The organism is Streptomyces sp. NPDC046881 (assembly GCF_040645015.1).
Classification (GTDB): domain Bacteria; phylum Actinomycetota; class Actinomycetes; order Streptomycetales; family Streptomycetaceae; genus Streptomyces.
Genome location: NZ_JBEYXJ010000096.1, coordinates 26,279 through 33,205, shown reverse-complemented (window position 1 = coordinate 33,205; position 6,927 = coordinate 26,279). Strand labels below are relative to the sequence as shown.

Sequence of the window (6,927 nt, the reverse complement as noted above, 5' to 3'; positions counted from 1 at the left end):
CGGGCGCCGGTGTCGGCGTTGGCCGTGCCGAGGGTGACCAGGACCTTGGCCCGGCCCTGGTCCAGCCGTTCCCAGGGGAAGTCCGGTCCGGCCGGGCGGCCGGCGAGCGAGGGGCCGACATAGCGGATGTGCGGAGCCAACGGTGCCTGCGGGCCGACGAGTTCGGGCGTGCTGAACACCAGCAGCAGGTGGGGTGAGGAGCGCGGGTCGGCGCCGCCGGCGGGGTCGCCGATGCGGGCGCGCAGCTCGGCCAGGCGCTGCCGGAGCCAGTCTGCGACCTTGGGCAGCCCGTCGTAGGCGCCGCTGAACTCGGCGGACGTGGTCGCCGAGGTGGCCCAGGGCAGGCCGAGGCGCTCGGCCACCAGGGCGCCGGCGAAGGCCTGCTGGTCGGCGACGACCACATCGGGACGGAACCCGGCGACCGCCGCGCGGACCCCCGGTGCCATCGCGTCGGCGAGCGGCAGCAGATACCACTCCCACAGGAACCGCAGCGCCTCCGCGCCCCTCAGGTCGGGCGGCCGTACGGCGCCCGGGGCGCCCGGCACCGGTCCCGCGCACCCGAACACCACGGCGTCCGCGCCCGCGAGCCGCCGCACCAGCGCCGGGTCGGCACACGCCCAGGCCACCCGGTGGCCGCGCGCCCCGAGCCGGGCGGCGACACCGACGGCTGGGTTGATGTGCCCGGTCAGCGGCGGGACGACGAAGAGGAACCCGCTCACCGGACCCCCGCCCCCGCCGAGACCAGGTCGAGGATGTGCCCGCCGACGGTGCCGGGCGCCTCCACCAGGACCGAGTGCTCGTGCCCGGGCAGCACGACCGCCCGGAAGTCGGTCAGCAGCCGCCGCTGCACCGGCACCAGTTCCGCCAGGTCCGAGTCGCCGCCGTACACCCCGAGGACCGGGCAGCGTACGGCGCCGATCTCGGCCTCGGTGAGCACCCGGCTGGCGGGGATGTCCCGGCCCAGGGTGGTCTCGCGGGCCAGCCGTGCCGCGCCCTTGGCGAGACGGGCGGTGTTGTGGCCGCGGTGGGCGGTGATCCAGGCGATCGCGTCGGGCTCGTTGTACGCGAGTTCGGTCACCACCCGGTGCAGGATGCCGCCGAGTTTCGCGGCCCAGGCGGCCGTCGCCGGTTCGGACTCGATCAGGGTCAGGCTGGCCACGCGGCCGGGGTGGCGGGCCGCGTAGCCGAAGGCGACGGTGCCGCCGTAGGAGTTGCCGACGAGGTGCACGGGCCCGGTCACGGCCAGCCGGCCGAGGAGCGCTTCCAGGTCGTCGATGTTGTGGTCGAGGGTGTAGCCGTGCGGCGGGCGCTCGCTGCGGCCGTGGCCGCGCAGGTCGTACATGACGACGTCGAGGCCGGCCGCCGCGAACGCGGGTGCCACGGTGAAGTAGTAGCTGGCCAGGCTGTCGGTGAGCAGTCCGTGCACCAGCACGATGGTGGGGTGCGGGGTGCGGCCGTCCGTGGGGCCGGTCCGCTGGACGTGCAGCCGGATGCCGCCGGCGTCGACCATCGCCATGGCTCAGCCCGCCCGGGTGGCGTTCAGGCTCCCCACCACGTGCTCCACGAGCCGGCCGACGGTCAGCTCGATGATCTCGTCGAACTCCATGCCGGCCAGGAACTCGGCAAGGTTGACCCGCGGTCCGTACCGCTCCTCCAGCAGGCCGGCCAGGGTGACGAGGTCGATGCTCTCCAGTTCCAGGTCGCGGTTGAAGGTGGTGGACATGCCGATCACTACGTCGTCGTCGCCGTACTCCGCCAGGACCGTGCGGAGCATGCCGGTGACGTCGGCGAGCACGGTGTCGGCGGTGGGCTGCGCGGGGGCCGGCTGTGTGGGGTTCATCGGGGGTGCTCCTCGGCTGCTGGGTCGGCGGGTGCGTCGGCTTGGGCGACGGGCGGTCCGGCGTGCGGCCGGTCGGGCGGTCCGGCGTGCGGCCGGTCGGGTGGGACGTCGTCGGCTGCTCCGGGGCCGGTCGTCCAGGCCACCACATAGGCGCGCCGGGGCAGGGCGGGCGGGTTGGCCGCCGGGGCGCAGTGCACGGTGTAGGCGCGTTCCAGGCGGCCGGAGACGAGGAGTCGGCTGCCGTCCGGGGCGGCCTCCAGGACGGTGAAGTCCCGGGGCCGGCCGCCGAATCCGACGCCCTCGGCCTTGGCGACCGCCTCCTTCGCGGCCCAGAACCGGGTGAACCACACGGCCTGCGCCTCGCCGCCGTCCGCGCAGCGGGCGCGCAGGAGCCGCAGTTCGGCCGGGCCGAGCGCGGTGGTCAGGGTCGCCGGATCGCGGTCGGCGACCTCTTCGATGTCGATGCCGGGGCCGGGCTGCGGGCGGTGCGGCCGTACGATCGCCACGGCGGCCTCGGCCCGGTGGGCGAGCGAGACGTCCAGCGGGGGCAGCTCGCGGCCGTGCACGCCGGTGACGTACGGGCGGCCGAGCGCGTCGTTGCCGACCCGCAGCTCCGCCGGGAAGACCGGCCCCTCGCCCTGCCGCCAGAGCCAGTGCCGTACGGCGTCCTTGACCGCGATCCGGCCGAGCAGCCACTGCCGGCGCCCGCGCGGCGGGCGCTCGGCGTACTCGGCACGCTCCGCGCCGCCCAGCGAGTTGCGCATGATCAGCTCGCGGGAGGCGAGGTCCGGCCACCGCTCGTGCACCAGCGCCCAGCCGCCGGGCAGGGCCGTGGCGAGGGTGTGGCGTTCGGGGAAGCGTTCGACGGGCCGGGTCGTGGGGTCGTTGTCGAAGCGGCGGTCCTGCCAGCCGGTCAGCCGGGCCCAGACCCGGCCGCCGACGGTCAGCTCCGCGTCCGCCTCCAGCACGGTGTCCGTCAGGGAGGTGATCCGCAGCACGCAGTGGACGCGGGTGCCGGGCCGCGGGTGCGGTCCGTGGAACCGTGCCTGCCCCAGCTGGACCGGGAAGACGACGGTCCGCTCGGTGCGGGTCGCCATGATCCAGTAGCCGAGCAGCTGGCCCACGTTGTCGAGCAGGGCGCCCGGCGCCGCGGGCGTGGTGATCACTCCGCGGATGTGCCGCTCGCCGAGCGCGGTCAGCTCGGTCAGGCCCTGGAACCGCGGTCCGTGGAACATCCAGCGGTCGCGGTAGAGCTGGGCGGCGGTGTGGTCGGGGACGCGCTCGGGGCCGGCCGGGAGGGGGCCGGGCGGGGGCGGTGCCGGGTGGCGCGGGGCGAGTTCGACCACGGCGCGGGCGGTGGGTCCGAAGGTGACGGTGACCCGGTCGTGCGGCCGGCCGGGGTCCGGTGCGACGGTGACCGGGACGTCGACGGCGGGTACGGCGGTGAGCCAGCGGTCGAACCGGGCGCCGTGCACGGCGACGGCCCGCAACCCGGGGGCCGCCGCCTCCGCCGCGTCCATCATGTGCCGCACGATCGTGGTCGCCGGGACGACCGGCCAACGGTCCTCCGGATCCGGCCAGCCGGGGCGCTGCGGGAAGAAGCAGTGGTCGAGCAGGTGCGGCATGGTGTCGAGGGAGACGCGCAGGGTCGTGGTGGCGGGGGGTGTGGTCACCGGCGCGGGGGCAGTGGGGGCCCCGGTGACTCTGGGGGCGGTGGGGGCCGTAGAGGCTACGGCGGTGGGGGCGGTGGAGGCCACAGTGGCGGTGGGGGCGGCGGTCGTCGCCGGGTGTTCGGTGGGTGCGGGCGGTCGGCCCGCGGGTCGGTGGCTCGCGGTGATCAGTTGCGCCGCCGTTGCGGCGGTGTCGCGCAGGAGGGCGGTGAGTTCGGCGGCGGCCGGGTGGCGGGCGGCGAGGGTGTCGAGGGCGGGCACGCCGACGGGTGCGGGACTCGCGGACCCGTCTGGGGCCGGCGCCGGGCGCAGCTGGGCACGCAGGGCCTCGCGGGTCGGGCCGTCCAGGGACACCAGGGCGCTGCCGAGGTCGAGGCGGACCGGCGGGCGGGTGACGGCCGGCCGGGCTGCCGGGGCCCGGGGCGGCGCGCACGGTGCCACGGCCGCCCCCGCCGTCCACAACGCGGTGGCCACGCGCCGGAGTTGGGCCAGGCCTCCGTGGTGGGGCGAGTTGGCGGCGACGGCCAGGTGGTCGCGGTCGCCGAGGGTGTCGCCGATGAGGGAGGGCAGCCGGCCGGGGCCGGTCTGCACGAAGACGCGGTGCCCGGCGGCGTACAGGGCCTCGGTCAGCTCGCGGAAGCGGACGGGTTCCAGCAGGTGCCGTACGAACAGGGCGCGGACCGCCGGCTCGTCCCGCGGGAAGGGTGCCGCGGTCGTCCCCGACCACACCGGCACGGTCGGCGGGTGCAGCCGGAAGCGGTCGGCGGCCTCTTTGATGGGCGCGAGGTACGGTTCGAGCATCGGCGTGTGGAAGCCGGACCGGAACGGCAGCACCTGGCAGAGCACGCCTTCGGCACGCAGCGCCCGCGCGAACTCCGCCACCGCCGGGCCGGGGCCGCAGACCATGGACTGGCGGGGCGCGTTGTCGTGGGAGAGCACGATCCCGGAGCCCGCCCAGGCGCCGGCGAGCGCGGCCCGGACGTGGTCGGCCGAGGTCCCGACGGCGGCGAAGACGAGGCCGGGGACGCTGACCGAGTCCGGGTCGAACCCAGCCATGAACGCGTCCACCTGGGCCGCCGAGTAGAGCCCGGCCGCGGCCATGGCCGTCCATTCGCCGACGCTGTGCCCGGCGACCGCGTCCGGTACGACGCCCATGCGGCGCAGGGCCCGGTCCAGCAGGCGGCCCACGCCGACGACACCGAAGCCGTGCCGGCCGATGTCGCCGACCTCGACGTCCGGGCCGGCGCCGGTGACCGGGGGGAGGCCGAAGTGGGCGGCGATGTCGTCGGTGCGGGGCGTGAAGTCGGCCTCCAGGCCGGGGAAGACGAACGCGACCTTGCCGCCGGCGCGGCCGAGCAGCGGTCCCGGCCGGAACCACACGTCACCGCGGCCGTGCCAGGCGCGGCCCTTGGCGACCGCGCGCCGGGCCAGGGCGAGCCGTTTGGCGGTCGGATCCACCACCCCGAGCCGGACCGGCCCGGCGTCGCCGTGCGGCCGTGCGGGATCGAGCCCGGCGCCGAGCACGACCGCGTCCTCGGCACCGAGAAGCGCGGCGAGACCGTCCACGTCACCGGCCGAGAACAGGAGAACCCGCTCGGGCTCGGTCACGCGGGCGGGGCGTCGCCGTGCCTCGGCGACGGGAGCCGCGCCGGCCCCGGTCGCAGACGTGGCACCGCCCCCGCCGACGGGGGTCGCGCCGGTACCGGTGACGGGCTGAGCGCCGGGCCCCGCCACAATCCCAGCGACACCGGACCCGACGACGGACCCGGCTTCGACCCCCGCCACACGCCCAGAGACACCGGACCCGGCGAGGGGCTGAACGCCGGGCCCCGCCACACGCCCCAAGACACCGGACCCGACGACGGACTCGGCTTCGACCCCCGCCACACGCCCAGAATCACCGGACCCGGGGACGGGCTGGGCGTCGGCCCCCGCCGCACGCACCGCTCCCCTCCCCCCGGTCCCGCCGCGCACGGTCCCCTGGCGTTCGTCCCTCGCCTCCTCCAGTACCACGTGTGCGTTGATCCCCCCGAACCCGAACGCGTTCACCGCGGCCCGGCGGACCCGGTGGGGGCCGTCGGTCTCCCAGGGCCGGGCCCGCTGCAGGGTGTGGAAACGGGTGGTGGCGAGGGCGGGGTGGGGGTCGTCGCAGTGGAGGGTGGGCAGGAGGGTGCGGTGGTGCAGGGCGAGCGCGGCCTTGACCAGGCCGGCCACTCCCGCCGCCGGCATGGTGTGGCCGATCATCGACTTCACCGAACCGAGCACCGGCCGGCCGGCGTCCCCCGTGCCGGCCGTGCCGGGCCCGAACACCTCGGCCAGCGTGGTGAGTTCGGCCGTGTCTCCGGCCGGCGTGGCGGTGCCGTGCGCCTCCAGCAGGCCGATCGAGTCCGGTGCGGCGGGGTCGAGTCCGGCGGCCCGCCAGGCCTGGCGCACGGCGCGGGTCTGCCCGCCCGGGTCGGGGGTGACGAGCCCCGCCGTACGGCCGTCGCCGGCCACGCCCGTGCCGCGGATCACGGCGTACACGCGGTCGCCGTCGCGTTCGGCGTCGGCGAGCCGTTTCAGGACGACGACTCCGGTGCCCTCGCCGATGAGGATGCCGTCGGCGTCGCGGTGGAAGGGGCGGATGCGTTCCGTCGGGGACAGGGCGCGCAGCTGGGAGAAGACGCTCCACAGGGTGATGTCGTGGCAGTGGTGCACTCCCCCGGCCAGCATCAGGTCGCAGCGGCCGGTGGTGAGCGCGGTGACCGCCTGGTCGACGGCGACCAGGGAGGAGGCGCAGGCCGCGTCCACGGTGTAGGCGGGGCCGCGCAGGTCGAGGCGGTTGGCGATGCGGGACGCGGCGAGGTTGGGCACCAGCCCGATCGCGGCGTCGGGGCTGTCGGGGCCGAGCCGTGCGGTGAACGCGTCCCGGATCCGGTCGAGTTGGCCGGGCGCCAGGTCGGGCAGCAACTCGCCGAGCGTACGGGTGAGTTGGTGGGCGGTGCGGACCCGCTGGTCCAGCCGGGCGAGGCCGGGGGTGAGATAGCCGCCGCGGCCGAGGACGACCCCGACCCGGTGCCGGTCGGGCAGCCGTTCCGTGCCGCCGGCGTCGGCGAGCGCGGCGGCGGCCACGTCGAGGGCGATCAGCTGGTCGGGTTCGGTGCCGGCGACCGACGCGGGCATGATGCCGTAGCGGGTGACCTCGATCTCGGGCGGGCCGGCCACGAATCCGCCGCGCCGGCAGTACACCTGGCCGGCGACGGCGGTTCCGGCGGCCGTTCCGGGCCGGTAGTAGTCGGCGTCCCAGCGGTCGGCGGGGACCTCGGTGATGGCGTCGGCGCCGTCCCGCAGATTGCGCCAGTAGGCGTCCAGGTCGGGGGCGCCGGGCAGCAGCACCGCCATCCCGACCACGGCGACGGCGGTTTGGCGTTCGGTCAT

Annotated in this window: 3 protein-coding genes and 1 pseudogene; all 4 read right to left on the bottom strand. The window is 76.5% G+C overall.

Annotated features, from left to right (window positions below):
* Positions 1–719: pseudogene (locus ABZ923_RS32300) on the bottom strand (glycosyltransferase); the annotation flags it as partial.
* Positions 716–1,516 carry an alpha/beta hydrolase gene (locus ABZ923_RS32295; protein WP_361478852.1) on the bottom strand — a complete coding sequence of 267 codons (801 nt, stop codon included), beginning with the start codon at positions 1,514–1,516 and terminating at the stop codon, positions 716–718. The gene ABZ923_RS32295 and the pseudogene ABZ923_RS32300, both read right to left, overlap by 4 nt.
* A gap of 3 nt (positions 1,517–1,519) precedes the next feature.
* Complete coding sequence (locus ABZ923_RS32290) at positions 1,520–1,840, bottom strand: acyl carrier protein (protein ID WP_361478849.1); 321 nt, start codon at positions 1,838–1,840, stop codon at positions 1,520–1,522.
* On the bottom strand, positions 1,837–6,927 hold the full coding sequence (locus tag ABZ923_RS32285) for a beta-ketoacyl synthase N-terminal-like domain-containing protein (RefSeq protein WP_361478846.1): 5,091 nt from the start codon (positions 6,925–6,927) through the stop codon (positions 1,837–1,839). Before ABZ923_RS32285 ends, ABZ923_RS32290 begins: the two co-directional genes overlap by 4 nt.